This is a genomic window from Arthrobacter sp. NicSoilB11, assembly GCF_019977375.1.
In the GTDB taxonomy this organism is placed as follows: Bacteria; Actinomycetota; Actinomycetes; order Actinomycetales; family Micrococcaceae; genus Arthrobacter.
In genome coordinates this window covers 213,268-238,031 of record NZ_AP024657.1, presented here as the reverse complement: position 1 = coordinate 238,031, position 24,764 = coordinate 213,268, and the positions used below count along the sequence as shown (strand labels likewise).

Below are 24,764 nucleotides of genomic sequence, written 5' to 3'. Positions count from 1 at the left end.
GAAATTTCCCCACAAGTTCCTGATTCCAGGGCCTCTCGCTATATCCTCAATAGTAGTCGGCGGCACCGACACTCTTTTTTGTGGGCCCGTCAAGTGTGCCGCGCACCCCCTGCAATTGCCGAGGAGCATTCCATGAAGCACGACGTGACCATCGAGATCCCCAAGGGATCGCGCGTCAAGTACGAAGTTGACCACGAGACCGGCCGTGTCCGCCTGGACCGCGTCCTCTTCACCTCAATGCAGTACCCCACGCACTACGGGTACTTCGAAAACACCCTCGGCGAGGACGGCGACCCGCTGGACGCGCTGGTGCTCCTGCAGGACTTCGACCTGCACCCCGGCGTCATCGTCGAGTCCCGCCCCATCGGTGTCTTCAACATGACGGACGACGGCGGCGGGGACGCCAAGATCCTCTGCGTCCCCGTGGATGCCCGCTTTGACCACATCCAGGAAGTCAGCGACGTCAACGAATTCCTGATCAAGGAGATCGAGCACTTCTTCACCCGCTACAAGGACCTGGAGCCCGGCAAGTGGGTCAAGGCCGAGGGCTGGGGCGACCGCGCCGCGGCCGAAGCCGAGCTGGAAGCCTCCATCAAGCGTTACGCGCCCGCGTCGCACTAGTTCCACCGTCGCACTGGTTCCACCGGCGCACTGGTTCCACCGGGCCACCGCCTTAGGGCGGCCAGGCCCTGAATCCCCGTCGGCCGGACAAGTCCCCGCTTCATGCAAGGGGGATAGGTCCGGGAGGCGGGGATTTGTCGTTGTCCCCACTAAGGTAAATCTGTGGAATCGTGGGGCTGTGAGTTCTGAGCCAGCACTGACTTCCCAGCTCTTGTTCCATCCGCCCTGCGGCCCTGTCGCCGGCTGGCGGGACGGCGAGGTTATCCGCGCCTCAGGGATCCCGTACGCCGAGGCCGCCCGGTTCCAGCCGCCCGTGCAGGTCCCGGACTGGACCTCCGAGCTGTCCGCCACGTCCCTCTCCCCTGCCTGCCCCCAGGCGCCCGTGCCGTTCCTCGACGACGTCCTGGGCACCAGATACGGGGAGCTTCCGGGGAGCGAGGACTGCCAGAACCTTTCCATCACCATGCCCGGCGACGTCAGGCCGGACGAAAAGCTGCCCGTCATGGTCTGGATCCACGGCGGCTCCTACACCACCGGCTCCGGGGACCTGGCCATCTTCGACCCCGCCCGGCTGGTGGCAGAGAACCGCGTCATCGTGGTTTCCGTGACGTACCGGCTGGGGCTGTTCGGGTTCCTGGCCACACCCGCGGGGCGTCCCGGCAACCTGGGGCTCCTGGACCAATTGGAGGCATTCCGGTGGGTGCGGCGGAATATCCAGGCCTTTGGCGGCGACCCCCGCCGGGTCACCGCATTCGGCCAGTCCGCCGGTGGTGACGCGATCGCCCACCTGATGGCCACACCCGAGGCGCCCACACTCTTCCAGCGCGCCATCATCCAAAGTGCACCGCTGGGCATCACCCGCGGGCGGGCCAAAATGAACCACGCCATGGGCATCGCCGCCGAATCGGTCACCGAACAGACACCGGCCATGGACGTGGTGGCGGTCGAGGAACAGGTCACCCAGGTGGCCAAAAAGTTCGGCATGCTGGCCGCCATGCCCTTTGGCACACAGTACGGGCACGATCCACTCCCGGAGGAAGCCGGGATCGAAGCGGCGTGGGACCGGACGGCGCCCGGCATCGAGGTGCTGATCGGCCATACCTCGGAGGAGGCGCGCCTGTTCCTTCCCCGCAGCCCTCGACTGATGCGGCTGGCCGGGATCCCCTTGGTGGGTCAGCACGCCGTGCGTGCCATCGACTGGGTGGTCACCGAAACCGTGTACGGCCGGGCAACGCGCCGGTTCGCCCGGCGCCACGCCAAAGCGGGCGGAAACGCCCACCGGTACCTCCTGACCTGGCATGCCCCCGGCAATATCTTTGGCGCGGCCCACACCGTGGACCTGCCCCTGCTGCTCGGCACCAGGGAAACATGGGACGGGGTGGGACTGATCGCCGGCGCCCGCTGGGAGGACGTGGAGGCGGCTGGCCGGAAGATGCGGGCCCTGTGGGCCGGTTTCGCCCGCGGCGCCGACCTTGGGAAGTCCGGCGGCATCACCGGAGTCCTGCAGTATCAGGCAGCCTGAGAGCGTGAAAACGCTGGGCGTGGACCTGGCGGCGGCCACCAGGAAGACCGCCGTCGCGGTGATCGAGTGGGAGCCAGATACGGCCCGGCTCACCCACCTGGCCCTGGACGTGGACGACCAGGACATCGTGGAGCTGTTCGGCTCCTGCGAGATGACCGGCGTCGACTGTCCGGTGGGCTGGCCCGACGCGCTGATCCCGTTCCTTACCGGCCACCTGAACTTCGACGCCGATCCCGTCCTCGAGTACGACGGAATTGCCGGCCGGAGGCTGCTCGCCTACCGGGACACCGACCGCTTCGTCACGCGCGAAACCGGGCTGATCCCGCTCAGCGTCTCCGCCGACCGGCTGGCCCATCCTGCCATGCGCTGCGCCGTGATCCAGGCAAAGATCGCCGCGCTGCACGGCCCACAGGCGCGTGACGGCTCAGGACGCCTGGCCGAGGTCTACCCGGCAGCATCCCTGAAGATCTGGGGCCTGAACGGGCGCGGTTACAAGGGCCGGGGCGTCCTGGAAGCCGAACGCCTCGGCCTCCTGCTGGCGGCCCTCGAAGAGCAGGCGCCATGGCTGGACCTGGGCTGGCACCGGGGCGCCCTGGCCGGCTCGGACGATCTCTTCGACGCCGTCATCGCTTCCCTGACTGCCCGGGCCGCCGCCCGTCGTCGTACGCTCTTGCCGGACGGTTCCCATGCGCGGGCAGCGCGCAGCGAGGGCTGGATCCACCTGCCCTCCTGCACGCTGGACGAACTCCGCAACTAGGTGGGGGTCAGCCGCCCAGCTTCCAGTCCCGGATCTCCTCCGGGTCCTCGCCGTGGGTGCGGGTGTGCTCGCGCGCCCGGTTGCGGCGGTCCTGCAGGTCCTGGCGCAGGAGCGAGTGCTTCTCAGCCAGGCCGGGTACCCGGTCGATCGCGTCGATAGCCAGGGTGAACCGGTCGATTCCGTTGAGCATGGCCATGTCGAACGGTGTGGTGGTGGTCCCCTCTTCTTTATAGCCGTGCACGTGGAGGCCCTGCTGGTTGGTCCGCCGGTAGGCGAGCCGGTGGATCAGCGCCGGGTAGCCGTGGTACGCGAAGATGACCGGCTTGTCGGCGGTGAAAATCCCGTCGAAGTCATGGCCGGGGAGGCCGTGTGGGTGCTCGCTGTCGTCCTGCAGCCGCATCAGGTCCACCACGTTCACCACCCGCACCTTGAGTCCGGGCGCGCCCTTCCGGAGCAGTTCGGCGGCCGCCACGGTCTCCACGGTGGGGACGTCACCGGCGCAGGCCAGGACGACGTCGGGCTCCTCGCCGGGCACCTCGGAACCGGCAAACGTCCAGATCCCCAGGCCGCGGCGGCAATGGTTGGCGGCATCGGCCGGACCGAGCCAGGTGGGTGAGGGCTGCTTCCCACTCACCACGATGTTCACGTAGTCCGTGGAGGCCAGGCAGTGCTCCATGACGGAGAGCAGGGTGTTGGTGTCCGGCGGCAGGTAGACCCGGATGACCTCGGCCTTCTTGTTCACGGCGTGGTCGATGAAGCCGGGGTCCTGGTGCGAGAAGCCGTTGTGGTCCTGCTGCCACACGTGCGACGACAGCAGGTAGTTCAGGGATGGCACCGGCTGGCGCCAGTGCAGTTTCCGGGAGACCTTCAGCCATTTGGCGTGCTGGTTGAACATGGAGTCGACAATGTGGACGAAGGCCTCGTAGCAGTTGAAGACGCCGTGCCGGCCGGTGAGGAGGTACCCCTCCAGCCAGCCCTGGCACAGGTGCTCGCTCAGCACCTCCAGGACCCGGCCGGAGCGCGCAAGGTGCTCGTCGACGTCATCGATCCTGTACTGCCACACCTTGTCGGTGACCTCATAGACGTTCTGCAGCCGGTTGGAGGCCGTCTCGTCCGGGCCGAACAGCCGGAAGTTATCCATGTTCTGCGCAATCACGTCCCGCATCCAGGATCCGAGCGTAACCATGGGGCTGACCCGCTCGGTGCCCGGGCTGGGAACCTCCACGGCGTGGTCGCGGTAGGCGGGCAGCTTCAGCGCGCGCCTCAACAATCCGCCGTTGGCATGCGGTGTGGCACTCATGCGGAAGTCGCCCGTGGGCGCACCTTCGGCGACGTCGGGCCGGAGCCGGCCGTCGCCGTCGAACAGTTCCGCCGGCCGGTAGGACTGCAGCCACTCCTCCAGCTGCTTCAGGTGCTCGCCGTTGGTGCGGACCTCGGACAGCGGCACCTGGTGGGCCCGCCAGGTGCCTTCCACCTGCAGCCCGTCAACCATGCGGGGTCCGGTCCAGCCCTTGGGCGAGCGCAGCACGATCAGGGGCCAGCGGTGTCCGCCCTCCCCCGCCTCTTCACCGGAAGCGTCCTGCCGGTGGGCATCCTGGATGGCCTTGATATCCGCCAGGCACCGGTCCAGGACGCCGGCGAAATCGCGGTGCGCCTTTTCGGTGTCGTCCGGGTCCGCCACCGTGACGAAGTACGGTTGGTGCCCGTATCCGCGCAGCAGCTGCTCCAGCTGGTCCTGGGGCATCCGGGCCAGGATGGTGGGGTTGGCGATCTTGTAGCCGTTCAGGTGCAGGATGGGCAGGACGGCACCATCCACGGCGGGATCCAGGAAGTTGTGGGAGTGCCAGCTGGCGGCCAGCGGACCGGTTTCCGCCTCGCCGTCGCCAATCACCACGGCGGTCACCAGCTGCGGGTTGTCGAACACCGATCCGTACGCGTGGGCCAGGGAGTACCCCAGCTCCCCGCCTTCGCTGATGGAGCCGGGGGTTTCCGGGGCCGCGTGGCTGGGGATTCCGCCGGGGTAGGAGAACTGCCGGAAGAGTTCGGCCAGGCCTGCCTCGTCATTGCCCACGTGGGCATAGATTTCGGAGTAGGTCCCCTCCATCCAGGCATTGGCGACGACGGCGGGACCGCCATGGCCGGGACCGGCGACGAAGAGCATCTCCAGGGAGTCGCGGCGGATCACGCGGTTCAGGTGGGCGTAGACGAAGTTGAGTCCGGGGGTGGTGCCCCAGTGCCCCAGCAGGCGGGACTTGGTGTCCTCTGCCTGCAGCGGTTCCCGCAGCAGGGGGTTGGACCGGAGGTAGATCTGCCCCACGGAAAGATAGTTGGCGGCCCGCCACCATTTGTCGACGAGGCCCAGGTCTTCCTGCCCCGGCCCCTCCTGCCGTGCGCCGCCCTGCTGCACGTCGTCCTGCTGCATCTCATCCTGCCCAGTGCTGCCGGCCATAACCATCCTCACGTCGGGTGTGCCGCTGCAGGCGGCCGTTCCCCCATGGCAACAGATGGAGGGGCAGGCAGGCAAGCCCCGCCGTCGGGCTTTCCGCTCTTGCCACCCCGCGCCAGCCGGCATGGGCTCGCCCGGGCCGGGAAAATCTCCTGCCCAACCGGCAACCGGGCCCTGCAATCGGCCGTTCCGTAGTTCCTACTTCCGGGTAGTGTGGATCCAGAAATGTTCACGTTGACCATCAATCAGACGGACAGCCGGCGCGACGGCGACCAGGTGCCGCAGCTGCTCAAGGCGCTGCGGCACATCCCTGCGCGCCTGGACTTCGACCGGTCGGTGGAGGACGAAGTCCAGGGAATCGTCGACTGCCCGCACCAGGCCGTGGATGCCGCACTGATCGCACTTCGCAGCGGGCACTGGTACGTGGGGATCGGCGCGGGGCCGGTAAATGAGCCGCTGCCCAACCAGATCAAGGACGCCTCCGGCCACGGTCTGGTGTACGCGCGCCGGGCCGTGGACAGGCTCCGCAGCAGCAAGGAGCGGATCCCGGTGGCGGTGGAAGGACCGCTGGCCGATGTCGCCCACGACGCCGAGGCCATCCTCAGGCTGCTGGGCCATATCGTGCGTGACCGTTCCGATGCTGAATGGCGGGTGCTGGACCTGCTGACCCCCGGGGTCCGGGGGCAGCAAAAAGCCGTGGCGCAGGAACTGGGCATCACCACCCAGGCCGTCAGTAAGGCGGTGGCCCGGGCGCAGTGGAACGAGGAGCACGGCGCCCGGCCCGCAGCTGCCAGGTTGCTGGCACTGATCCTCGAAGCCCGGTAGCCAGCTGACTGTCCTGCCAGCGCTCTTTAGTTACCTTCAGGGCCGGCCGGCCTAGTTGCCGGCGGCTGCCATCACGGGCTCGCCGTTGAAGTACTCCAGTTTCCAGCCGTCCACCGCGTGGTGGTGCGCCAGGTTCAGCACCGCGTTGTCCACGCTCGCCAGGGTCTGGCCAATGGCCCGGCTGAGGCTCACGCGCAGCAGGGTGCCGTGGGTGACCACCAGCAGCCGCTGGCCGCGGAACTCCTCCGCCAGCGCCTCCAGTGCGGCAAGGCCGCGGCCGGCGGCCTCGTCTTCACTTTCCGCGCCCTTGAAGCCGCCCGGAATGCGCAGCGCGTCCAGCTCGGGTCCGGCCTGCATCCCTTCGGCCGGGCCGAAACTGCGCTCGGTGAGTTCCGGAACGCGCCGGGAAACCCCCAGCCCGAGCCCTTCGGCAATCAGGTCTGCGGTTTCCGCGGCACGGCTGAGGGGCGACGAAACGATTGCGTCCCATTCGTACGGGGCAAGGACGGCGACGGCGTCCCTCGCCTGGCCGCGTCCGACGTCGTTCAAGGGGATGTCGGTGGCTCCCTGCAACCGGCGCTCGGCATTCCAGTCGGTCTGGCCATGGCGGACGAGGGCGAACGTCGTAAGGGTCATGCTTCTATTCTGCCTTGACCCAGGACGCGGTCCGGAATCGGGACGGACGGAAGTACCCCGGCCTAGAGGAGGCTGCGCAGCACGTGGGCGGCGCCGTCGTCGTGCACTGAATGGGTGACCTCATCAGCGGCGGCCACCACCTCCGCCGGAGCCTGGCCCATGGCTACACCCCGGGCGGCCCAGGTGAGCATCTCGATGTCGTTCCGGCCGTCACCGACGGCGACGGTGAGGTGCTCTTCAAAACCAAGGCGGACCCGAAGGTTTTCCAGGGCGCTGGCCTTGGTCACCCCTGCGGCAGCGATATCCAGCCACGCAGTCCATCCCACCGAATAGGTCACTCCCGCCAGGCCCACATGGTTGATGGCCTCGTTGAACTCCTCCGGCGTGTTTTCGGTGCTGAAGACCACCACGCGGACGGCGGTGGCTTCCAGCATGGTGTGGAAGTCCACGCCCACGGCCTCCACCCCGAAGCTGGCGTCCTGGAACCGCTCGGTGGAGAGGAAATTGCCGTCGGCATCCTCGAGTGCGTACTTGGCGGACGGGAGGCGCTCCCGGAGCGCACGCAGGGCCGGAGCGGGATCGAACGTGGCCTTGTGGATCACTTCGTAGCCGTTTTCGAGTTCAGGGTGGAGCCGGAGCGTTACGCCGCCGTTGCAGCAGACGGCGTATCCGCGCTCGATTCCGATCTTCTCGATGATGGGAAGGGTGGCGTTCAGGGAGCGGCCGGTGGCGATCATCACCTCGTGCCCCGCTGCAACCACGGCCTGGGCGGCTTCCCGCACACCTGGGGACATGTGGCCGTCGTGGTTCACCAAGGTGCCGTCCACGTCCAGGGCGACCATGAACTTCTGGTCCACAGCGGCGAAGCCGAGGGTGTTGGTGTTGTTGTTCGGATTGTTGTCTCGCCGGTCATCGTTGCCGGCGACTGAGGTTTCAGTCAGCGTTGTCATCCACATAGTGAACCAGACGTAACTGACACGCGCTAGGACGCAGGACACAGGTTTATTGAACTGTTGGTAAACACGGCGGATTCCCACATCCCGGCGGTCCCTCGCGCAGCAGATCCCCCTGGGCGGACGAGTCCCCGTCTTCCCTGGACCGACAGTCCTCACCTCGTTCGCATATCCGTGCCTTCACGGTTCTGATTAGCGAACAAGCTTCTGATTCGCGGGCGAGGACGTGCCGCACCCCGGGCGGAGTCCGGTTGCCAGGAGCTTGCACCGCAGCCGGCCGGGGTCCGTGAGGTCAGCCCATCGCCAGCGAACAAAGCCGTGGCCCAGCGCCCGGACCCGGTCCTCGCGGAGCTTCTCCCGATATACGGCCTCGTCAGCCGTCATCCCGTCACGCAGGGCGGCCTGGACGTACTTCCCCTTGCCATCGAACTCACCCACCACCCCCTGGGAAGGCCACCAGAAATCGCTCCTGCCGATGAAGCCCGTTGCCGTCCTTAAAGACGTGTTGAAGTTCGGGCTGTTCGAAACCAAGGAACTCAAAGATGGCCCGGCTGTACGACTCCCCAACGGACTCCGGCTGGGGGCTCGCCAGGGCAGCGACCCGCTCCGCGCGGCGCCGGGCAGCCGCAGACGGAAGAGCCGCTATGCCGGCGGCAATGCCCGGCACGGACAGAAGGCTGGCGCCAGGATCCACAACGCCGTCGGCCAGGAGTTTGCGGGCGGCCCCGTCTGCGAGTACCAGTGCCTGGCTCAGGTTCGTGGAGGAAATGACATCCACGGTGGTCTCCATGAGTCCTGTGCAGAGGAACTCCCCATGGCGGACAGGTTCCAGCACGCTCTTGAGCCGGTACCTAAGCGGATAGGAACGCGTGCGGCGCACGTCTTGGGCCGTTCCGTCCCCGCCCAGGACCAACAGCGGCGATTTCCTGATGCCGCTTCGGCCGGGCAAGGCAGTCGCCAACTCCACGCACGGTGGCGTTCCCAGCGTCGGCAGACCGCTCGCCACCGCTGCCGTTTGCCCGCACAAAACGGCACCTTTGACCGATCTGGCGAGTGACGTCGTCGTCCATGCGAAGCGCTGGGACGGCAGCGCGTTGAGCCAGTCCTCGGTGGAGACGTAGAAGCCGCGCCGAATCCGCACCAATTGCCCTGCCTTGAAGGCGCGGTGCACGCCGTCGGTGCCGGCGCCCGTGCGGAGAATGGCGGCAGTATCAATCAGTCCGGGCGGCATGTCCATTCCAACAGGATGTTGGACCATGGAAGCGCCGTCACCGGTCCGCTGCCTGTATGTGGACAAGCGTCCGTCAGGCCTAAGCATGTTCGCGGATCAGAACCATGAAGGTCCTGATCCGCGAACAAGCTTATGAAAGCTCCCTTAGAGGACCGGCAGGACCTCGAGGCCGCCCAGGTACTTCTGCAGCGCCTTGGGCACGTTGACGGAGCCGTCCGGGTTCTGGTGGTGCTCCAGCAGCGCCACGATCCAGCGCGTGGTGGCGAGGGTGCCGTTCAGGGTGGCCACTGCCCGGGTGCCCTTGGCGACGCCCTCGGAGTTCACCACGCGCTCACGGATATTCAGGCGGCGCGCCTGGAAGGTGGTGCAGTTGGAGGTGGAGGTCAGCTCGCGGTAGGCGCCCTGCGTGGGAACCCAGGCTTCGCAGTCGTACTTGCGTGCGGCGGAGGTGCCGAGGTCACCGGCAGCGGTGTCGATCACGCGGTACGGCAGTTCGCACTTGGCCAGCATTTCCTCTTCCCACGCCAGGAGGCGCTGGTGCTCGGCGGCGGCCTCTTCAACAGTGGTGTAGATGAACATCTCCACCTTGTTGAACTGGTGGACGCGGATAATGCCTCGGGTGTCCTTGCCGTGCGAGCCGGCCTCGCGGCGGTAGCAGGAGCTCTGGCCGGCGTAACGGATGGGGCCCTTGGAGAAGTCCAGGATCTCGTCTGCGTGGTACCCGGCCAGGGCAACCTCGGAGGTGCCCACCAGGTACAGGTCGTCTTCGGCGAGTCGGTAGATCTCGGCGTCGTGCTTCACATCGAAGCCGGTCCCCTGCATGGTCTCGGGACGCACCAGCGTGGGGGTGATCATCGGGACGAACCCTGCCTCGATGGCCTGGTCCATGGCCATCTGCAGCAGGGCCATCTCCAGCCGGGCACCCACACCGCGCAGGAAGTAGAACCGGGCACCAGAGACCTTGGCACCGCGTTCCATATCTATGGCGCCGATCAGCTCGCCGATCTCCAAGTGGTCGCGCGGCTCGAAGTCGGGGAATTCGCGGGGGGTGCCGACGGTCTTGACCACCACGTAGTCGTCCTCGCCGCCCTCGGGCACGCCGTCCTCAATAAGGTTGGGGATGGTGCGCAGGAGTTCTTCCTGCTTGGTCTGCGCGGCATCGGCCTCGGCAGACGCAGCCTTAACCGAGTTGGCGAGCTCCTTGACCTCTGCCAGCAACGCCTGCTTCTCTTCACCCTTGGCCTGCGCCACCTTCTTGCCGAACACGTTCTGCTCGGCGCGGAGGTTTTCAAAGCGGATCAGGGCAGCGCGGCGGGCGGAATCCGCGGAGATGATCGCGTCCACCACTGATTCGTCCGCGCCACGGGCACGCTGGCTGGCACGGTATTTCTCCGGGTTTTCGCTGAGGTCTTTTACGTCGATCACCACACAAGGGTATCCAATACCGCGCACGACGGCGGGCGGCAGGGTGCGTGCCCCCACGCGCCGCCCGCACGGCTACTGTTGAAGCACCATGAGCGACTGGATTCTCTACCTGCTGATTGCGGTGGCGCTTGCCTTCGCCACCTCCAGCTGGTGGGGGGTGCGCCGCCTCAAAGCACTGCATATGCGCAGCACCGTGGCGGGGGAAGTTTACGACTCCGGGCTGGCGCAGCAGCGGGTGGCCGTGGTCCTGAATCCAATCAAGGCGCGGGCCGGGGAAGCGAGGGAAATCATCCAGCGCGCCTGCCTGGCAGCCGGGTGGGAGGAGCCTGTCTTCTTCGAGACGACCGCGGAGGACCCCGGCTTTTCCCAGATGCAGGCGGTTCTGGCCGGCAAGCCGGACGTCGTCCTTGCGGGCGGCGGCGACGGTACCGTCCGGGTGGTGGCCGAGGCCCTGGCGCACACGGACATTGCCATGGGTTTGATTCCACTGGGTACCGGCAACCTGCTGGCGCGGAACGTGGACCTGGATGTGAACGACCTTCACGGCAACGTCCAGACAGCACTGTTCGGCCGCCAGCGCTACATCGACACCGCACGGATGGCCATCGAGAACTCCCGGACCGGCCACTACTCCGAGCACATCTTCCTGGTGATCGCCGGGATAGGCATGGATGCCGAGGTCCTGGCCGACACCAATGACGGGTTGAAGAAGGCGGTGGGCTGGCTCGCGTACACGGAGGCGGGCGTACGCCACCTGCCGGGCCGGCGAAAGAAGGTTTCCATTGCGCTGGACGGAAACCCGGAGCAGGTAAGGAATATCCGCAGTGTGCTTTTCGCCAATTGCGGCCTTGTCCCCGGCGGCATCGACCTGATCCCGCAGGCCATGATCGACGACGGCATGCTCGACGTTGTGGTGATGAGCCCCCGCAGCGCGCTGGGGTGGCTGCTGATGTACGTGAAAATCATGTTCAAGCACAGCGGCAAGCTGCCCATCATGACCGTTTACCGGTCAGGCAGGGTGGTGATCAAGTGCCCCGAACCCATGCCCACACAGCTCGACGGCGACACTTCGGGTGAAGCCACGCAGCTCACCGTCCAGGTTCTGCCGCGGTCACTCCTGGTCCGGGTCAAGCGGGACGTCCATGGCAGCAGTGCCACGGCGGTGCGTTAGCAAAGGTGCGTTGACAAAAGAGCGCTGACAGCGCTGTTACGTGACAAAAGCAAGAGTGCTGCGCGGCTCAGGCGCTGGCCTGCTTCTTTGCATCGGCGGCCGCCTTGGCGGCAGCGTGGGCTTCAGACTGCTCGCGGATCATGGCCTGCTCTTCCTCGAAGCGCAGGCGGTCGGCGCGGTCAGCGTCATCCCCGTCCCAGTCCTGGTTGTCAGCGGTCGGCTTGGGGTTGACGATCATCCCCTGGCCGTCGTTCTCAGTGCTGCTGGTCATGACCCTCTCCCTTCGTCAGGGGCCATACCCCGTGTGGATCAAGCAAGCATACGCATTGTCCGCAGCCCGCGGAAGTAGTTCCCAAGCCATTTGCCTACGCTCTGGGCGAAGCTGCGGAACCGGTTTCACCTGCGAAGGATTCTGCATCGAGTATGGATTCCACCCATGATTGGGCCGCAGAGAACGCCGCGTCGGAGACATAGGCCGGGACCGGCGTCTCCTGCTTGTCTGCCCTGGCGTACGAGCCAAGGAAACGCGTCCCCGGGCTGATGCGGTGCAGCCCCGCCAGCGCGTCGGCCACCCTCGCCTCGCCTGCGTGGCCGTCGGCATCAATGCTGAAGAAATAGTGTCCCAGGTACTGGCCCGTGGGCCGGGACTCGATCCGGCTGAGGTTGACGCCGCGGCTGGCGAACTGGTCCAGGATCTCCATCAGGGCTCCGGGACGGTCCTCCGGAAGCGGCACCACAACCGTGGTTTTGTCCGCACCGGTCCGCGCCGGCAGGGCGCCTGGCAGGCTCACCAGGATGAAGCGGGTGACCGCACCCGGGTTGTCACCGATATCCTCCGCCAGCACGGACAGTCCAGCATGTTCGCTGGCCACCAGCGGCGCGCAGATGGCCGCGTCGTAGTGGCAGTCGGCCGCCAGCAACCCCAAGGCCGCGGCGGCGGTCGAGGAACCGGGAACGTATTCCGCATCGGGTATGTTCTTGTCCATCCACAGCCTGCACTGGGCCCAGGCGTGGCCGTGCGTGGAAACGCGCCGGACATCTTCCAACCCAGCCCCGGGACGGGTTACCAGGACAAAGCTGATGGGGATCAGGACCTCGCGGATGATCCGCAGTTCCTGGCCGGTGGCGATGGCGTCCAGCGTGGCCGTGACACCGCCCTCCACGGAGTTCTCGATGGGGACCATGGCGGCGTCGGCCGCACCTTCACGGACCTTCCCAAGGGCGGAGTTGACGTTCGACGCCGGGATCCTCACCGCCTCAAGGGCATCGGGTACCTGGAGGAGGGCAGCCTCGGTGAAGGTGCCTTCCGGACCCAGGAACGTGTAGGTGCGGGAAGTACCGGCCACTAAAGCACCAACGGCTTGAGTCCGTTGTCCGAAACCAAAGGTTTGCCGGCCTCCAGCCACTGGTCCATCCCGCCCGAGACGTTGATGGCGGAATATCCCTGGCCGGTGAGCCATTGGGCAACGCGGAAGGAGCGGCCGCCCGTACGGCAGATGACATAGAGGTCCTCGTCCGGATCGAGCTCACCCAGCCGGGCCGGGATCTGGTCCATGGGGATGTGGAGTGCGCCGTCAGCGTGGCCGGCGACCCATTCGTAGTCCTCCCGGACGTCCAGGATCACCGCGTCAGCGGGAATGTCATGCACGGGGACGGTATCGAAGTCACTCATCGGAGTCCTGTCTTGGCGGATCAGAGTCAGGTTTAAGCCTAGCTCTTCCGCCCCCTTCCACCGTGAACAGGTATGCAAAAAGCCCCGGGTTAGGCTGGTGAAGCCCAAGGAGGTTTTCATGTCCCAACAGCCCGCCGCCCTCCCCGCACCCCCGGCTCCGGCCGCCCGCACGGAACGGCCTGCCGGTGCGCAAACGGAGTCCCGGTTCCGTGACTGAACTCCATGAGCTTTCGGCACTGGCCCTGCGGGACCTCCTGCGGAGTGGAGCAGTGTCCGCCGCGGAGGCCGCCGCCCATTTCCTGGCCCGGACCGGCCAGCGGAACGCCCTTCTCGGCGCCTTCATCACCGTGACCGCGGAACAGGCCATGGACCAGGCCAAGGCGGCCGATGCCCTGCATGCCCGCGCCGACGCCGATGACCTGCCTGTGCTGCACGGCATGCCCCTTGCCTTCAAGGACCTGACGGACGTGGCCGGGGTGGTGACCACGCACGGCAGTGCCGCCCTTGACCACAAACCCGCCCCCGCCGACGCTCCGCTGGTGTCCCTCTTCAAGGATGCCGGCGTGGTTTCGCTGGGCAAGACACAGGTACCTGAATTCGGACTGACGGCCTACAGCGAAAACCGCATCGCACCGCCGTCGCGCAATCCCCATGCACCCAGCAGGAGTTCGGGAGGTTCGTCCGGCGGCAGTGCAGCGGCCGTGGCAGCGGGGCTGCTGCCTTTCGCTCCGGGGACCGACGGCGGCGGGTCAGTCCGCATCCCGGCGGCAGCATGCGGCCTGGTGGGCCTGAAGCCGGGCCGGGGGCTGGTGGCAGCCGGGGAAAGTGCCGGCGATCCCGCGCGGCTGGTGGTGCCCGGTCCCCTTGCCCACAGCACGGAGGACGCGGCGCTGATGATGGACGTCATGGTCCCGGAAAACCACTACCTCCGGGCAGTGCAACAAGAGGAGCCGCCGCGGCTGCGGATCGGCGTCACCCTGGACAGCCCGTGGTCCGGCACGTTTCCCTTCACGCCCGAACAGGACGCCCTGGACGCGCTCCGTGCCGGTGAGGCCCTCCTGGAACACGCCGGCCACAGCCTGGGTGATGCATCCATCCGCTACGACAACCGTTACCCGGATGCCTTCACGACGGCGTGGACCGCCGGGGTGGGCGCAGCCAGGATCAGTCCGACGCGTGAAGCTCTACTGGCCCCCTTGACGCGGACCTTCCGCCGTCGGGCACAGCAGCGCAGCCCCGCCAAGCTCGCGGAGGCACTGGCATTCCTGCGGCAGTTCCAGCATGACACGGTGGCGCAGTACGGGCAGTGGGACCTGATGCTGATGCCGGCCCTGGCGCAGACGCCGCGGCCGGTGGGATGGTTCACCGGCACGGCGCATGGCGGGGAGCGCTGGCCGTCGGCGCAGTGGCCCGGGGACGCCGACGGCGACTACCGGAAGCAGTGCGAATACGCCCCGTGGTCCTCCATGGTGAATGTGTGCGGCCTGCCGGCCATCACCGTTCCCGTGCACTGGACCGGGGGTAGCGCCGGCAGTGGACTTCCCATGGGAATCCAACTTGTTGGCCCCATGGGCTCCGAAGCCCTCCTCCTGCAGGTGGCCCACCAACTGGGCTACTAGGGAAACTTCGGGAAGCTTCGCCGGAGGGCAGATGTTGACCTGCTCCTAACACCGGCTTAATCCGCTGGTAACCCTGGCGGCGCACACTTGAAGGAGCACCTTTCAGCACCCTCCATTCGCCCTCCGCCCGATGAGGAGTTGCCCCACCATGAACGTTGAACACCCTGCCCCAGGCACCGAAGCCACCATGACGGCAGACGACGGACGTCCAGACATGAGCAACTCGAACGTCAGGGAAGACCTGGCGATGACAGGCCGGTGCGCGCTGGTCCACCTGCCCACGGGACGGACCTGCCTCCTCCCCCTCCGGCATCAGGGGCCCTGCGAGTTCCACCGCCCGCAGGAGGCACAGGACGTGGTTGACGGCGCCTGACAAGCGCGGACATCACTCATGCGGCCGCTGAGGCCTCTGGTGCGTTCGTTGCCCCTGGACTGCGTTGGCATATCGACTCCCCCGCCAATCAGGAGGACGATTAAAGGGCAGTCACCATGAGGAGGTCTGTGATGTGCTACGCATCGAACAAGGACTTCGGGTGGGGCGCCAGGAAAGAAACCAAGCGCCGGCCTGAAGCCGAAACGGAAGCCCCTGCGGAAACTCCGGAGGAGCCGGTCAAGGCACCGGACTTCACGTTCTGGGCCTTCCCCAACTGGCGCAGGATGCCTGCGCCCCGCACCCCCTCCGCCGAACGGAGCAAGGAGAGGGTCTGACCCGGGCGGTGAGACCCGGGCCGGGCTGACCGGACCGAAAATGGCCCGGCCAGACTGCCGGAAGGAGGGGTTCTCACGTGAGGGCCCCTCCTGGCCGACGGCTCCCCCGCACCCTTTTCCTGCGCAGGTCATTGCGCCGGTCATGATGCAATTCCTAACGCAGGACGCGGTACCGGTCGTTGTGCCGCGTCAACCGGGGCGTCTATGGTTAGACAATAAGCATGCTTAGCATTTTGGGAAAGGGGACGGACATGAGCGCAGGACAGTACACGCCAGGGCCGGAAGGCCGGCAGGAACCGGATGCCACCACGCCGTCGAACGCAGCGCAGCCATCGGGAGACCGGGCCGCAACCTACGGCGGCGCGCCGTCCTACGCACCGGACGCAGGGGGAACAGTCGGAACAACGGGGACACCGGCCACCGGGACAGCGGCGACGGGCCGTGGAGTCCCTGAACGCAAGGTCACCCGCGCCGGAGTCATCTGGGCAGGTGTAGTGGCATCCTTGGTGCTCCTGATCCTGCTGATCGTCTTCATCCTGCAGAACCAGGACCAGGCCCTGGTCCGGTTCCTTGGTTTTGAGGGTTCCGTCCCGCTGGGGATGGCACTGTTCATCGCTGCCGTATCAGGCGGCGTCTTGGTGGCCGTGGCAGGCGGAGCGCGCATCCTGCAGCTGCGCAGGAACGCCCACCGGACCAGAGTCCAGTCCAGGAGGTAGTCCCTTGGCAGCGGGTGCCGCCCGCCGCCGCGGGCGCTTCCCGCCACGGAAAGGCTGACCGCAGTGGGCAAGGTCGTGGTGATGAACCATGTGACGCTCGATGGCGTCATGCAGGGACCGGGGCGCCCGGATGAAGATCCGCGGGGAGGATTCACCGGCGGCGGCTGGGCCGTTCCGCATGCCGACCAGGCGACGGTCCAGAAGATGGGCGGGCGCATGGGCGCCGGCCACGCTTTCCTCTTTGGACGGCGCACCTACGTGCAGCTCCTGTCGTCATGGAACGCCCAGGGCGGTCCATTCAAGGAAGCCCTGAACAACACGCCCAAGTACGTCGCCTCCGGTGACCCCGCCTTGAAGCTTGAGTGGCCAAACTCAACGCTCCTTCGCGGGGACGTTCCGGCGGCTGTGAAGGAGCTCCGGGAAACCTTCCCCGGGAACCTCGTGATCATGGGCAGCGGAGTGCTGATCCGCAGCCTTATGGCGGCAGATCAAATCGACGAGTACCTGCTCATGATCCATCCCCTGGTGCTGGGCAACGGTCACCAGCTTTTCACCGGGGCAACAAAAACGCCGCTGCGGCTCCTCGAAGCCGCACACACCGCCACGGGCGTCATTATGGCCCTCTACGTGCCGGACCAGCCGTAGGAAGCGCCGGAACCGATACTCCGGCGCCTCCCGGGCCTGCCCCACGACCAAGTGGCAACCGTCAGCTGCCGCCGAGGGATGCGAACTTCCGCGCCCGGGCAGCCACGAGTTCCGGCACGGGAACGCCGGCCACCGAGCCCAGCTCAAACTCAATCGCCCGGGCCATCCGGGTGCAGAATTCGCGCGGCTCCAGAGAAGCATCGTCCCGCTCATCCACAATGTGGTCCACCAGGCCGTTCGCGTACAGCGCGGCCACGTTCACTCCCTGCGCCTGGGCCATGGCCGGGGCGAACGCGGTGGTCCGGTGCACGATGGCGCTGGCACCTTCCGGAGGAAGCGGTGAAAGCCAGCTGTGCTGGGCCGCGATGGTCCTGTCCGCGGGCAGCAGTGCCAGCGCACCTCCCCCGGCGCCCTGGCCAAGCAGCACGGACACCGACGGCGATTCCAGACCGATCAGTTCGTGCAGCGAGCGCGCAATTTCGCCGGCAAGTCCGCCCTCCTCCGCCTCCTGCGACAAAGCAGCGCCGGCGGTGTCGATCACGGTGAGCAGCGGCAGCCGCAGTTCCTCCGCCAGCTTCATGCCGCGGCGCGCCTCCCGCAAGGAACCCGGTCCCATCCCGGCGGCGTCCTTCCGAAGCGGGCGGGCGTGGCCCAGGACGATGCAGGACTGGGTGCCAAAACGCGCCAGTGCCAGCAGCAACCCGGGGTCCTTCTCCCCCTGTCCGGTTCCGTTCAGGGGGAGAGCGTCGGTGGCGCCGACCTTCAGCAGCTGGCGCAGGTCCGGCCGCCGGGGACGCCGGGAGATCCCGATGGACGTCCAGGCGTCAACTGTTGAAGGCCGGACGTTGAGGGTCTCGGGAGGGGCAGGGCGCGCAGCCACCGGACCCCCGGGAGAGAGGATGTCCAGTGCCCGGCCCACAAGGTCTGCAAGATCGCCGGGTTCCACCACGCCGTCGATCAGTCCCTTGTGGAAGAGGTTCTCCGCCACCTGCACGTTCTCCGGGAACGCCTCGCCGTACAGCGCCTCGTACACCCGGGGACCCAGGAAGCCCAGCAGGGACCCAGGTTCCGCCACGTTGATGTGGCCCAAGGAACCCCACGATGCCATGACGCCACCGGTGGTGGGGTGCCGCAGGTAGACCAGGTACGGCAGCCCGGCCTGGCGGTGCGCCCGGACGGCGCCGGTGATCTTCACCATGGACAGGAACGCGAGCGTCCCTTCCTGCATCCGGGTTCCCCCGGACGCAGGCCCGGCCAGCAGCGGCAGCCCCTCCGCGGTGGCGCGTTCGACGGCGGCAACGATCCGTTGCGCCGCCGCGTGGCCGATGGAGCCGGCCAGGAAGGAGAATTCGCTGACGATCAGCGCAACGCGGCGGCCGCGGATGAGGCCGGCGCCGGTGACCACCGACTCATCGGCGCCGCTGCGTTCGCGCGCTTTTGCCAGGTCGCGGGCGTACTCGTCAGAGACGTCCGGCTGTTCCGGTTCGGTGTCCCAGGAGACGAACGAGCCCTGGTCCACCACGGCGTCCAGCAGTTCGGTTGCGTTCAGGTGCCGCACCTTTTCCCTCGTCGGCATGCTATTTGGCCCCCGCCGTTGCAGAAGCCAGGCCCAGCCACTCGCGGATTGCCGGCCCGTCCTCGTCCAGCAGCGGCGGTGCATCGTGCTGGGTGGGGGTGGTTTCGGCCGCATCCCCGGGAGCGAAGAACCGCAGCGGCGGGCCGGGCAGGCTCACTTTTCCGAGCAGCGGGTGGTCCACATCCACCACCAGCCCCTGGGATGCCACCTGCTCCCAGGCGTACACCTCGTCCAGCGAGCGGACCTTCCCTGCCGGGATCCCGGCGTCGTTCAGTTTCGTCAGCAGTTCCGTCGCACCGTAGCCGGCGAAGGCGCGTTCGACGGCGGCAATCACCCCCGCACGGTTCCGCACCCTTTCGACATTGCTGGCAAAGCCGGGGGCACCCGGCTCCAGGCCAAAGGCCGCAGCAAAGGACGCCCACAGCTTCTCGCTGCCGACGCTGATCTGTACGCTGCCGTCCTTGCAGTTGAACAGGCCGTAGGGGGCGATGGACGGGTGGTGGTTGCCCTGGGCCTGGGGAACTTCGCCTGCAACGGTGGTCCTGGTGCCCTGGAAGGCATGGACGCCGATCAGCGATGCCAGCAGCGACGTGCGTACCACCTTGCCCTGGCCGGTCCGGGTCCGCTCCACCAGCGCCGCGAGCACGCCGAAGGCGCCGTTCATCCCGGAAAGCAGGTCGGCAATTGGAACGCCGACGCGCTGGGGGTTGTCCGGCCCTGACCCGGTGAGGGACATGAGTCCGGCCTCGCCCTGCAGGATCTGGTCGTAGCCGCTGCGCTGGGACTCGGGCCCGTCGTGGCCAAAGCCGGTTATGGACAGGATCACCAGCCGCGGGTTGATCTCATGCATCGCCGCGGTGGAGAAGCCCAGCCGGTCCATGACCCCGGGCCGGAAGTTTTCGATCACCACGTCCGCCCGCTCCAGCAGGCCGCGGAGCACCGCCTGCCCGTCGCCGCTCTTCAGGTCCAGGCTGATGGACTCCTTGTTGCGGTTGCAGGACATGAAGTAGGTGGACTGGAGGTCGTCTTCGGGGCCGACGAAGGGCGGCCCCCAGCCGCGGGTGTCGTCACCGGTTCCGGGGTTCTCCACCTTGATGACGCGGGCGCCGAGGTCCGCCAGCATCATGCCTGCGTGGGGCCCGGCCAGTGCGCGGCTGAGGTCGACGACGGTGTGCCCGGCCAGGGGGCCTTGGCGGTTCTCGGTGCTCATGGTTTGGGTTTCCTTTCTGGAACGGGTGGCGGACGGCCGCCGGTGTGGGGCAGCGGCGGCTAGAGCCAGCCGGGCACCACCAGCGCCAGCCATGCCAGGACGGGGCCGGCCACGATCACGATGCCGCTGTAGCCGAGGATCCGCTTGTAGAACTGGTCCTTGTCCACGCCTTCCGGGGCATTGGCCAGCACCAGCGCGCCGTTGGTGGAGAACGGTGAGACATCCACGATGGTGGCGGACACTGCGAGGGCGCAGATGACGCCGACGGCGCCGATCTCGCCGGTGGAGAGGAACGGAACCGCGAGCGGGATGAGCGCTGCAAGGATGGCGGTGGAGGAGGCAAAGGCGGATACCACGGCACCGATGAAGCAGATGATGAGGGCGGCCAGGAGCGGCATTCCCATTCCGGCAACGCCGCTGGAAACGAACTTGATGGTTCCGGCTTCCTCCAGCACTCCGACGAACGTCAGCATGCCGCAGATCAGCAGCACGGTGGACCAGCTGATCTTGTTGATGGCCCCCTTCTGGGCTGCGGGTGACACCAGGGCCAGCACAATGGCGATGGTGATGGAGACGAAGCCGACGTCCATCTTGAAGCCAAGGGCCACGACGGCCAGCACGATCAGGCCTGCAATGGTGACCAGCTGCGGAATCCGCTCTTTGCGCTCCTTGGTGGCCGCGACGCCGTCGCCTGCGGGGTCCCTGGGACCGTACATGCCGGAGCCGGAGCCCTTGAAGGGGACGTCGGCGCCGGCTTTGGCGCCGACGCTGACGGCCATCCGTGCCTCAGCTGCCTGCTCCACGAACTGTCCCACCTTGGAGGACATAAGGTTCCTGCCGCCGAGGACCACGAAGAGCACCAGTGCGATGACCAGGTTGAAGATGAAGCTGGACAGGAACAGCGCGGTGGGGCTGAAGGCAAGGTCCGTCTTGGCCAGGATGCCGTTGACGGTGACACCGTAGACGGCGATGGGCGAGAAGCCGCCCGCCTGCGCGCCGTGGATCACCATCATGCCCATGAGCAGCGGGCTGATCTTGTACTTGCCGGCGAAGCTCAGGGCGATGGGGGCAATGATGGCGACGGCGGCGGGAGACAGGGCGCCCACGGCGGTGATGACGGCGGTGATGGCGAACATGACCCACGGGATGAGGGCAACGCGGCTGCCCACGAGGCGGACTGCGCCGCGGACCAGCAGGTCGATGGTTCCGTTGTTCTGCGCTATGGCGAACAGGTAGGTGACGCCGACGATGGTGAGGAAGAGGCCGCCGGGAAAGTTGGCCAGGATCTCGTTGGTGGACATGCCCAGCACCAGGGCGCCGAGCAGGAACGCGCCGACGAAGGCGAGCGCGCCCATGTTGAGGGGCAGGACGGTGGCGAGCAGGAACATCGCCGCGAGGATGATGATCGATAAGACAGGAGCGGACATCGTTGGTCCTCCGTTGGGGAAAGAAAGAATGTGACGTGAGTTACTGGCTCACTGGACTAGCCTCTTAGACAGTGAGTCTATCTGTCAATAGACGAAGGAGGTATTCTGGTCCCTACGACCCCAAGGGAGGGCTTTGTGGAGAAGACAGCACGGCTGGGCCTGGAACGCGTCACCCGGCCCCGGCTGTACGAGCAGCTGGTGGAGCAGATCCTCGCCTACATCGAGTCCGCCCAGCTCCGGCCGGGCGATCTCCTGCCGGCGGAGCGCGACCTTGCCGAACGGCTTGGGGTTTCCCGCGCCACGCTGGCGCAGGCGCTGGTGGCCCTGGAAGTGCTTGGCGTCATCGACGTGCAGCACGGCACCGGCGCAGTCCTGGCCCGGCGGCCCAGCGTAGCCTCGGTCATCAAGGGCCTGCGCGAGCACCAAAGCCGGCTGCCCGAAATCGTGGAGGCGCGCAGCACCCTGGAAGTGAAGCTTGCCGCCCTCGCCGCCGAACGCCGGACCGACCAGGACCTTGCCGCCATCGACGATGCCCTGGACGTCATGGCCAGGGAAATCAACGACGGCGACCGCGGCACCCACGGCGACGAACTGTTCCACCAGGCCATCACCGCGGCAGCACACTCGTCCGTCCTGGCACAGCTGATGGCCTTCATCGCCGAGATGATCCTGGAAACGCGGATGGAGTCGCTGGGGCAGCCCGGCCGGCCCGAACAGTCCCTGGCGTCGCATCGGAAAATCGCGGATGCCGTCCGGGCCCAGGATGCGGAGGCGGCCGCGGACGCCATGCTGGCGCACATCGAGCTTGTCTCGGACGTGGAGCTGCTCCGCTAGCCAGGCCGCGCGACACGCGGAGGCGTCTGGTTTCCCGGACAGCAGGACCCGGTTGCGGGTGTTGGCCGGCCGCCAAACCCGGTGTGATGGACCCTACGTTTCCATCACTGAGGAGTTAGGCCATGGCCGGAGGCAGTACCGCCGTTGAGGCACGATCGATCGACATGATCCCACCGGGCGAGCGGCACGGCCACCCGCGCGGCCAGTTCACCCTGTGGTTTGGTGCCAATGCCCAGATCACCGCTATCGTGGACGGCGCCCTGGCCGTGGTGTTCGGCGCGGACGCCTTCTGGGCAATAGTGGGCCTGCTGGTGGGAAATGTGCTGGGCGGCGCGGTCATGGCCCTCCACTCAGCCCAGGGTCCCAAGCTGGGCTTGCCGCAGATGATCTCCAGCCGCGCCCAGTTCGGCGTCTACGGGGCCGTGATTCCGCTGGTGCTGGTCATCCTCATGTACGTCGGGTTCGCCTCAACAGGCACCGTCCTCTCGGGGCAGGCGATCAACCTCATGCTGGGAGTGGACGCGCCCGCCGTCGGAATCCTGGTCTTCGGTGCCGCAACGGCCCTGCTGGCCATCCTGGGGTACAAGTACATCCACGCGCTGGGCCGCATCGCCACCGTACTGGGCCTGGCAGGCTTCCTGTACCTGACCCTGGCGGTTGCCACCAAGTTCGACATCACCCAGGTGATGATGGTCAAGGGCTTTGAATGGCCCACGTTCCTCACCGCCGTTGCCCTGGGTGCCGGCTGGCAGCTCACCTTCGGCCCATACGTTGCCGACTACTCCCGCTACCTTCCCGCGGACACCTCGGAACGGAAGACCTTTTGGTACACCTTCGCCGGCTCGGTGGGCGGGGCGCAGTGGGCCATGACCCTGGGCGCCCTGGCCGGCGGACTCTCCGCCGCCAAGCTGGGCGGGGACTTCCTGAAGAACCAGGTGGGCTACATGGGCGATCTCGCCGGCGGCGGGCTGATCGCCATCTTCATCTACCTGATGATCGTCACCGGCAAGCTGACGGTTAACTGCCTGAATGCCTACGGCGCCTTCATGTGCGGCGTGACCATCAGCACCGCCGTCAACCGGAGGGATACCGTCTCCAAAGTCGTGCGGATTGCCTTCATCGTGGCGGTAATCGGCGCCAGCGTGCTCATCGCACTGTTCGCCAGCAAGGATTTCCTGAACCTGTTCAAGAACTTCGTCCTCCTGCTGCTCATGGTCTTCACGCCCTGGTCCGTGATCAACCTGGTGGACTACTACAAGGTCTCCCGGGACCGGCTGGACATCCCCGCCCTCTACAACCCGGACGGCCGCTACGGCCGCTGGAACGTGGCCGCCCTGGTTTCCTATGGAATCGGCGTCGTCATCCAGGTCCCGTTCCTGGCACAGGCGCTGTACACGGGCCCCGTCACCAAGCTGCTGGGCGGCGCGGACATTTCCTGGCTGGTGGGAATCGTTGCCACCCTGGCCGTCTACTACCCCTGGGCCAAGGCCACCAACCGCGCGCCGGCGGAGACCATTTACCCCGGGTATCCGGTAGAGGTGCCCGCCACCGCAGCAGTCAAGGGGTAAGGCACGATGGCGGCACGGGCGCAGGTGCCCGGCCGCCGTCGCCGTGCTTTCCCAGCCGGCCAGGGCTAGAAGGTGCCCGTATTGGAACCGGCGGTGCCGGCGATGGCCAGGCCGATGATGAGCAGCAGCCAAAGGGCGCCGTAGCCCAGGAGGCACAGGTAGCCCAGCACCAGGCCGGTGATGGACATCCCCCTGCCGGAGGGTTCGCGCCGGAGGGCCAGGTGGCCGGTGATGATGGCGGCAAACTGCGGAAGCAACAGCCAACCCGTGATGACCGAGGCGATGCCGCAGACCATGCTTGCGATGCTCAGGGTCTTCGCTTCCACCGGCCGGCCATAGTAGGACGGCTGGCCGAAATACTGCGGCTGGCCGTACTGGCCCTGGTTGTAGGAGCCCGGGTTGTACTGGGGCTGGCCGTACTGTCCCTGCCCGTACTGTCCCCGTCCGTACTCGGCCGGCGGCCGGTAGCTGGGCCACGGCGAACCGTCACGCTGGTAGTCAGGCCCCTGGGATGGCTGGTTACTCATGGTTTCTCCCCTGCGGATCTCGGCTCCAGCCTACTTCAGTGCAGGACCAGGCGGATGGCCAGGGCCAGCATCAGCACACCGATGGCAGCATCAATCCAGCGCCACGTTCGCGGGCTGCCGAGCACTCCAGCCAGCGCGCGTGCCCCATACCCCAGGGCGGAGAACCACAGCACGCTTCCGGTGACTGCGCCTGCGGCAAAGACCCAGCGCAGATCGGCTCCCTGCTGGTTGGCGAGGCTGCCCAGCAGCACCACGGTGTCCAGGTAGACGTGCGGGTTCAGGAAGGTCAGGGCGGCCGTGGCGGCGATGACCGAGTTCTTCGACTTGGGCGCCTGCTCCGCCAGGGTGGAGGGTTTAACCGCCGCCATGAAGGACCGCGCGGCGAACCACAGCAGGTACGCGGCGCCGGCCCAGCGCAGGACTTCCAGCGCCTCGGGGAACCGGGTGACCAACGCCCCGATGCCGGCCGTGCCACCGACGATGAGCAAGGCGTCGCCGGCCATGCAGACGGCCACTACCGCCCCGATGTGCTCGCGCCGGATGCCCTGGCGCAGCACGAAGGCGTTCTGGGCGCCGATCGCCACGATCAGCGCCATCCCGGTGAGCATTCCCGTTATTCCAGCAGTCCACATACCTACTGACGGTAGGATCCGCATGACATGCAGGCAAATGAAT

The 24,764-nt window shown here is 67.0% G+C and carries 26 protein-coding genes; 12 read left to right on the top strand and 14 right to left on the bottom strand.

From position 1 onward, the window contains the following. Positions 1–132: 132 nt before the first annotated feature. The 3 genes from LDO14_RS01160 (at position 133) to LDO14_RS01150 (ending at position 2,900) form a co-directional block, all read left to right on the top strand. Complete coding sequence (locus LDO14_RS01160) at positions 133–621, top strand: inorganic diphosphatase (protein WP_223993388.1); 489 nt, start codon at positions 133–135, stop codon at positions 619–621. 178 nt (positions 622–799) lie between these two features. Continuing rightward, entirely contained in the window at positions 800–2,143 is a 1,344-nt protein-coding gene (locus tag LDO14_RS01155; RefSeq protein WP_082581652.1) for a carboxylesterase family protein, read from the top strand. A 4-nt stretch (positions 2,144–2,147) separates the two neighbouring features. Continuing rightward, positions 2,148–2,900, top strand: a complete 753-nt coding sequence (locus LDO14_RS01150) for a DUF429 domain-containing protein (protein WP_223993386.1) — start codon at positions 2,148–2,150, stop codon at positions 2,898–2,900. A gap of 7 nt (positions 2,901–2,907) precedes the next feature. On the opposite strand, the gene LDO14_RS01145 is transcribed toward LDO14_RS01150, so the two are convergent. Beyond that, positions 2,908–5,349 carry a phosphoketolase family protein gene (locus tag LDO14_RS01145; RefSeq protein ID WP_223993385.1) on the bottom strand — a complete coding sequence of 814 codons (2,442 nt, stop codon included), beginning with the start codon at positions 5,347–5,349 and terminating at the stop codon, positions 2,908–2,910. A 222-nt stretch (positions 5,350–5,571) separates the two neighbouring features. Between LDO14_RS01145 and LDO14_RS01140 the strand changes: the two genes are divergently transcribed. Further along, the gene (locus tag LDO14_RS01140) at positions 5,572–6,171 is read left to right on the top strand and encodes a hypothetical protein (protein WP_056388417.1); all 600 of its coding nucleotides are present in this window, start codon (positions 5,572–5,574) and stop codon (positions 6,169–6,171) included. A 51-nt stretch (positions 6,172–6,222) separates the two neighbouring features. Here LDO14_RS01140 and LDO14_RS01135 read toward each other — a convergent pair whose 3' ends face one another. From LDO14_RS01135 to serS, 5 genes are all read right to left on the bottom strand, one after another. After that, positions 6,223–6,807 (bottom strand): histidine phosphatase family protein, encoded by a 585-nt coding sequence (locus tag LDO14_RS01135; protein WP_223993384.1) that lies wholly within the window; start codon positions 6,805–6,807, stop codon positions 6,223–6,225. 62 nt (positions 6,808–6,869) lie between these two features. Then, a complete protein-coding gene (locus LDO14_RS01130) occupies positions 6,870–7,757 on the bottom strand; it encodes an HAD family hydrolase (protein WP_223993383.1) in 888 nt (295 codons plus the stop codon). 195 nt (positions 7,758–7,952) lie between these two features. After that, complete coding sequence (locus LDO14_RS01125) at positions 7,953–8,198, bottom strand: hypothetical protein (RefSeq protein ID WP_223993382.1); 246 nt, start codon at positions 8,196–8,198, stop codon at positions 7,953–7,955. Beyond that, entirely contained in the window at positions 8,191–8,997 is an 807-nt protein-coding gene (locus tag LDO14_RS01120; protein WP_223993381.1) for a type IV toxin-antitoxin system AbiEi family antitoxin domain-containing protein, read from the bottom strand. Before LDO14_RS01120 ends, LDO14_RS01125 begins: the two co-directional genes overlap by 8 nt. Positions 8,998–9,135: 138 nt before the next feature. Further along, positions 9,136–10,416, bottom strand: a complete 1,281-nt coding sequence (gene serS, locus LDO14_RS01115; protein WP_026265933.1) for a serine--tRNA ligase — start codon at positions 10,414–10,416, stop codon at positions 9,136–9,138. 88 nt (positions 10,417–10,504) lie between these two features. On the opposite strand from serS, the gene LDO14_RS01110 reads away from it, so the two are divergent. Then, positions 10,505–11,587 carry a diacylglycerol kinase family protein gene (locus LDO14_RS01110; RefSeq protein WP_018770273.1) on the top strand — a complete coding sequence of 361 codons (1,083 nt, stop codon included), beginning with the start codon at positions 10,505–10,507 and terminating at the stop codon, positions 11,585–11,587. 67 nt (positions 11,588–11,654) lie between these two features. Here the strand turns inward: LDO14_RS01110 and LDO14_RS01105 are convergent, their stop codons facing one another. The 3 genes from LDO14_RS01105 to LDO14_RS01095 form a co-directional block, all read right to left on the bottom strand. Beyond that, entirely contained in the window at positions 11,655–11,858 is a 204-nt protein-coding gene (locus tag LDO14_RS01105) for a hypothetical protein (protein ID WP_056388420.1), read from the bottom strand. Positions 11,859–11,952: 94 nt separating this feature from the next. Beyond that, positions 11,953–12,933: a prephenate dehydratase gene (pheA, locus tag LDO14_RS01100; RefSeq protein WP_223993380.1), complete on the bottom strand. Its 981-nt coding sequence runs from the start codon at positions 12,931–12,933 to the stop codon at positions 11,953–11,955. Next, entirely contained in the window at positions 12,933–13,259 is a 327-nt protein-coding gene (locus tag LDO14_RS01095; protein ID WP_056388424.1) for a rhodanese-like domain-containing protein, read from the bottom strand. Before LDO14_RS01095 ends, pheA begins: the two co-directional genes overlap by 1 nt. Positions 13,260–13,468: 209 nt before the next feature. Between LDO14_RS01095 and LDO14_RS01090 the strand changes: the two genes are divergently transcribed. The 5 genes from LDO14_RS01090 (at position 13,469) to LDO14_RS01070 (ending at position 16,947) form a co-directional block, all read left to right on the top strand. Next, positions 13,469–14,878, top strand: coding sequence for an amidase (locus LDO14_RS01090; protein WP_056388609.1), 1,410 nt, complete (start codon positions 13,469–13,471; stop codon positions 14,876–14,878). 148 nt (positions 14,879–15,026) lie between these two features. Further along, complete coding sequence (locus tag LDO14_RS01085; RefSeq protein WP_056388427.1) at positions 15,027–15,251, top strand: hypothetical protein; 225 nt, start codon at positions 15,027–15,029, stop codon at positions 15,249–15,251. Between the two features lie 131 nt (positions 15,252–15,382). Beyond that, a complete protein-coding gene (locus LDO14_RS01080) occupies positions 15,383–15,586 on the top strand; it encodes a hypothetical protein (RefSeq protein ID WP_018770279.1) in 204 nt (67 codons plus the stop codon). 251 nt (positions 15,587–15,837) lie between these two features. Next, positions 15,838–16,302 carry a lipopolysaccharide assembly protein LapA domain-containing protein gene (locus LDO14_RS01075; RefSeq protein WP_018770280.1) on the top strand — a complete coding sequence of 155 codons (465 nt, stop codon included), beginning with the start codon at positions 15,838–15,840 and terminating at the stop codon, positions 16,300–16,302. A gap of 63 nt (positions 16,303–16,365) precedes the next feature. Then, positions 16,366–16,947 carry a dihydrofolate reductase family protein gene (locus LDO14_RS01070; protein WP_223993372.1) on the top strand — a complete coding sequence of 194 codons (582 nt, stop codon included), beginning with the start codon at positions 16,366–16,368 and terminating at the stop codon, positions 16,945–16,947. Between the two features lie 61 nt (positions 16,948–17,008). Here the strand turns inward: LDO14_RS01070 and LDO14_RS01065 are convergent, their stop codons facing one another. Genes LDO14_RS01065 through LDO14_RS01055 form a run of 3 tightly spaced genes read right to left on the bottom strand, consistent with a single transcriptional unit; the run spans position 17,009 to position 21,160 of the window. After that, complete coding sequence (locus LDO14_RS01065; RefSeq protein ID WP_223993370.1) at positions 17,009–18,523, bottom strand: carboxyl transferase domain-containing protein; 1,515 nt, start codon at positions 18,521–18,523, stop codon at positions 17,009–17,011. A gap of 1 nt (position 18,524) precedes the next feature. Next, positions 18,525–19,733, bottom strand: coding sequence for a CoA transferase (locus LDO14_RS01060; protein ID WP_223993368.1), 1,209 nt, complete (start codon positions 19,731–19,733; stop codon positions 18,525–18,527). 59 nt (positions 19,734–19,792) lie between these two features. Next, positions 19,793–21,160: an SLC13 family permease gene (locus LDO14_RS01055; RefSeq protein ID WP_134165324.1), complete on the bottom strand. Its 1,368-nt coding sequence runs from the start codon at positions 21,158–21,160 to the stop codon at positions 19,793–19,795. 135 nt (positions 21,161–21,295) lie between these two features. On the opposite strand from LDO14_RS01055, the gene LDO14_RS01050 reads away from it, so the two are divergent. Together LDO14_RS01050 and LDO14_RS01045 are read left to right on the top strand one after the other, a co-directional pair. Next, on the top strand, positions 21,296–21,994 hold the full coding sequence (locus tag LDO14_RS01050) for a FadR/GntR family transcriptional regulator (protein ID WP_144601001.1): 699 nt from the start codon (positions 21,296–21,298) through the stop codon (positions 21,992–21,994). Between the two features lie 122 nt (positions 21,995–22,116). Then, positions 22,117–23,562 (top strand): cytosine permease, encoded by a 1,446-nt coding sequence (locus LDO14_RS01045; RefSeq protein WP_223993365.1) that lies wholly within the window; start codon positions 22,117–22,119, stop codon positions 23,560–23,562. Positions 23,563–23,627: 65 nt separating this feature from the next. Here LDO14_RS01045 and LDO14_RS01040 read toward each other — a convergent pair whose 3' ends face one another. Both LDO14_RS01040 and LDO14_RS01035 read right to left on the bottom strand, forming a co-directional pair. Further along, positions 23,628–24,089, bottom strand: a complete 462-nt coding sequence (locus LDO14_RS01040; RefSeq protein ID WP_056388438.1) for a DUF4190 domain-containing protein — start codon at positions 24,087–24,089, stop codon at positions 23,628–23,630. A 35-nt stretch (positions 24,090–24,124) separates the two neighbouring features. Further along, positions 24,125–24,697: a LysE/ArgO family amino acid transporter gene (locus LDO14_RS01035; RefSeq protein ID WP_223993364.1), complete on the bottom strand. Its 573-nt coding sequence runs from the start codon at positions 24,695–24,697 to the stop codon at positions 24,125–24,127. Positions 24,698–24,764: the final 67 nt, after the last annotated feature.

What these genes read in the sequence shown, in the direction of transcription:
- LDO14_RS01095 (WP_056388424.1), bottom strand. Translation starts at nt 13,259, where the DNA reads ATGAGTGACTTCGATACCGTCCCCGTGCATGACATTCCCGCTGACGCG.
- LDO14_RS01065 (WP_223993370.1), bottom strand. Translation starts at nt 18,523, where the DNA reads ATGCCGACGAGGGAAAAGGTGCGGCACCTGAACGCAACCGAACTGCTG.
- LDO14_RS01085 (WP_056388427.1), top strand. Translation starts at nt 15,027, where the DNA reads ATGAACGTTGAACACCCTGCCCCAGGCACCGAAGCCACCATGACGGCA.
- LDO14_RS01035 (WP_223993364.1), bottom strand. Translation starts at nt 24,697, where the DNA reads ATGCTCACCGGGATGGCGCTGATCGTGGCGATCGGCGCCCAGAACGCC.
- LDO14_RS01060 (WP_223993368.1), bottom strand. Translation starts at nt 19,733, where the DNA reads ATGAGCACCGAGAACCGCCAAGGCCCCCTGGCCGGGCACACCGTCGTC.
- LDO14_RS01135 (WP_223993384.1), bottom strand. Translation starts at nt 6,807, where the DNA reads ATGACCCTTACGACGTTCGCCCTCGTCCGCCATGGCCAGACCGACTGG.
- LDO14_RS01120 (WP_223993381.1), bottom strand. Translation starts at nt 8,997, where the DNA reads ATGGACATGCCGCCCGGACTGATTGATACTGCCGCCATTCTCCGCACG.
- LDO14_RS01055 (WP_134165324.1), bottom strand. Translation starts at nt 21,160, where the DNA reads ATGTCCGCTCCTGTCTTATCGATCATCATCCTCGCGGCGATGTTCCTG.
- LDO14_RS01040 (WP_056388438.1), bottom strand. Translation starts at nt 24,089, where the DNA reads ATGAGTAACCAGCCATCCCAGGGGCCTGACTACCAGCGTGACGGTTCG.
- LDO14_RS01145 (WP_223993385.1), bottom strand. Translation starts at nt 5,349, where the DNA reads ATGGCCGGCAGCACTGGGCAGGATGAGATGCAGCAGGACGACGTGCAG.
- LDO14_RS01110 (WP_018770273.1), top strand. Translation starts at nt 10,505, where the DNA reads ATGAGCGACTGGATTCTCTACCTGCTGATTGCGGTGGCGCTTGCCTTC.
- LDO14_RS01130 (WP_223993383.1), bottom strand. Translation starts at nt 7,757, where the DNA reads ATGACAACGCTGACTGAAACCTCAGTCGCCGGCAACGATGACCGGCGA.
- LDO14_RS01140 (WP_056388417.1), top strand. Translation starts at nt 5,572, where the DNA reads ATGTTCACGTTGACCATCAATCAGACGGACAGCCGGCGCGACGGCGAC.
- LDO14_RS01160 (WP_223993388.1), top strand. Translation starts at nt 133, where the DNA reads ATGAAGCACGACGTGACCATCGAGATCCCCAAGGGATCGCGCGTCAAG.
- LDO14_RS01105 (WP_056388420.1), bottom strand. Translation starts at nt 11,858, where the DNA reads ATGACCAGCAGCACTGAGAACGACGGCCAGGGGATGATCGTCAACCCC.
- LDO14_RS01045 (WP_223993365.1), top strand. Translation starts at nt 22,117, where the DNA reads ATGGCCGGAGGCAGTACCGCCGTTGAGGCACGATCGATCGACATGATC.
- LDO14_RS01075 (WP_018770280.1), top strand. Translation starts at nt 15,838, where the DNA reads ATGAGCGCAGGACAGTACACGCCAGGGCCGGAAGGCCGGCAGGAACCG.
- LDO14_RS01080 (WP_018770279.1), top strand. Translation starts at nt 15,383, where the DNA reads ATGTGCTACGCATCGAACAAGGACTTCGGGTGGGGCGCCAGGAAAGAA.